This window comes from Bacteroides sp. NSJ-48, from assembly GCF_014287405.1.
Classification (GTDB): domain Bacteria; phylum Bacteroidota; class Bacteroidia; order Bacteroidales; family Bacteroidaceae; genus Bacteroides; species Bacteroides stercoris.
Genome location: NZ_JACOOD010000099.1, coordinates 1 through 2,216, shown reverse-complemented (window position 1 = coordinate 2,216; position 2,216 = coordinate 1). Strand labels below are relative to the sequence as shown.

The following is a 2,216-nucleotide window of genomic DNA, read 5'->3' as shown; positions in this document are numbered from 1 at the left end:
TACCTGCAACCGATTCAGAAGTTGCCTATCCTGCTGTTGGTGTCGGAAGAACGCAACACGGGCAAAAGCACCTTCCTGAACTTTCTGAAAGCCCTTTTTCAGAACAATGTGACTTTCAACACCAACGAGGATTTCCGCAGCCAGTTCAATTCCGACTGGGCTGGCAAGTTGCTTATCGTGGTGGATGAGGTGCTGCTCAACCGCAGGGAGGATAGCGAGCGGTTGAAGAACCTCAGCACCACACTTTCCTATAAGGTGGAAGCCAAAGGCAAAGACCGTGACGAGATTGCGTTCTTCGCCAAATTCGTGCTGTGTTCCAACAACGAGCATCTGCCCGTAATCATAGACGCAGGGGAAACACGCTATTGGGTGCGCAAGATAAACCGCTTGCAGTCCGATGATACCGACTTCCTGCAAAAGCTGAAAGCGGAGATACCCGCCTTTCTCCATTTCCTGCAACACAGAAAACTGTCCACCGAAAAGGAAAGCCGGATGTGGTTCAACCCCACATTGCTGCATACAGAAGCCTTGCAGAAGATTATCCGTAGCAACCGCAATCGGCTGGAGATAGAGATGTCGGAACTGCTGCTTGACATTATGGTTGCAATGGATGTGGATAGCGTTTCATTCTGCCTTAACGACCTTGTCGTACTGCTGGTGCACTCGCAGGTAAAGGCGGAAAAGCACCAAGTGCGTAAGGTGGTGCAGGAGTGCTGGAAACTAACACCTGCACCAAACGGGCTTACCTACACCACTTATCAGGGCAATTACAACAGAAGTTGTCACTATGAGCCGATAAAGAGGGTGGGACGCTTCTACACCGTCACAAGGGAGCAACTCGAATCCCTGTAATACTATCATTTTTCTGTTGAATTGTTGAATATGGGTATAAATACACTGACAATAAACGATATACATTCTCAACAAAATTTCAACAAGCCAAAAGAGAAGTTGAGAGACCACCGACACCCGTTTGTGGATTTCTCTTTTGGTGAGCGGTTTGTTGAGAAGATGTTGAGAGGTTACGAGGCTGTATATAAACATATTACATCAACAGTTCATCAAATCAACAAATTTTCATCAACTTCAAAACCGTATGTAATATGACAATCCAAGATATAAAGCAAATCAAACTGGCAGACTATCTGCAAAGTCTGGGCTATACGCCTGTAAAGCAACAAGGCAGGAACCTGTGGTACAAATCACCGTTACGGGAAGAAACGGACGCATCGTTCAAGGTAAACACCGAGCTTGAAAAATGGTACGACTTCGGCATCGGCAAAGGCGGTAATATCATTGCATTGGCAGCGGAACTCTACCATTCGGGAGATGTAGCCTATCTGCTGAAACGCATAGAGGAGCGGACAGCATACATCCGCCCTGCATCGTTCTCTTTTGGCAGACAGCATTCCGCCAATCAGCCTTATCAGGGATTAAGGGTTGGTGAGTTGTCCTCTCCTGCTCTTATAGCCTATCTGCAAGAAAGGGGAATAAACATCGGACTTGCCAAAAGAGAATGCAGGGAGCTTCGGTTTATGAATGCCGACAAACCCTATTTTGCCATCGGCTTTCCGAACATGGCAGGAGGATATGAAGTGCGCAACAGATACTTCAAGGGATGTGTCGCCCCGAAAGACATCACCCATATCCGACAGCAGGGCGGACAACGATGTATGTGTTACCTGTTTGAGGGGTTCATGGATTACCTTTCATTCCTTACCATCCGAGTAGAAAACAATCCGCAACACCCGCGATTGGACACACAGGACTATATCATATTGAACTCCGTTTCCAATCTTGCAAAAGCGGAAAGCATATTGGAGACCTACACCCAAGTCGGCTGTTTCCTTGACAACGACACGGCAGGACGGAACACCTGCACGAAACTGAAAGAGAAGTTTGGGGAACGCCTGCTTGACAAGTCAATGTACTATCGTGAGTATAAGGACTTGAACGACTACCTGTGCGGTAAGCCCTTGTCCCAATTGGCAGAGCCGATAAAGGAGAAGAAGCAAGTCCAATTCGCAAGGCGGATGATGCAGCCACCGAAAAAGAAAGGGGGATTTCATCTGTAATATGCACGTTCGCTTTCCCAAAGGTATTTAGACAGAAATACCATAGCTCAATAGGGCGTTTTCTTCACGCATTACTCCGTAACGCTAAAAACACCCTATCGAGCCAAAGGGAAATCCCTTTGGAAACCCTGTGCAAACGAG

The 2,216-nt window shown here is 47.2% G+C and carries 2 protein-coding genes; both read left to right on the top strand.

What is annotated here, in order from left to right; all coding sequences use genetic code 11:
* On the top strand, positions 1 to 852 hold an 852-nt coding region (locus H8S52_RS19565; protein ID WP_186910401.1), incomplete at its 5' end, for a primase-helicase family protein.
* Between the two features lie 251 nt (positions 853 to 1,103).
* Positions 1,104 to 2,075, top strand: a complete 972-nt coding sequence (locus H8S52_RS19560; RefSeq protein WP_186910400.1) for a toprim domain-containing protein — start codon at positions 1,104 to 1,106, stop codon at positions 2,073 to 2,075.
* Positions 2,076 to 2,216: the final 141 nt, after the last annotated feature.

Bases quoted from the DNA above. Each gene is read 5' to 3' on its own strand.
- H8S52_RS19560 (WP_186910400.1), top strand. From the start codon at position 1,104: ATGACAATCCAAGATATAAAGCAAATCAAACTGGCAGACTATCTGCAA.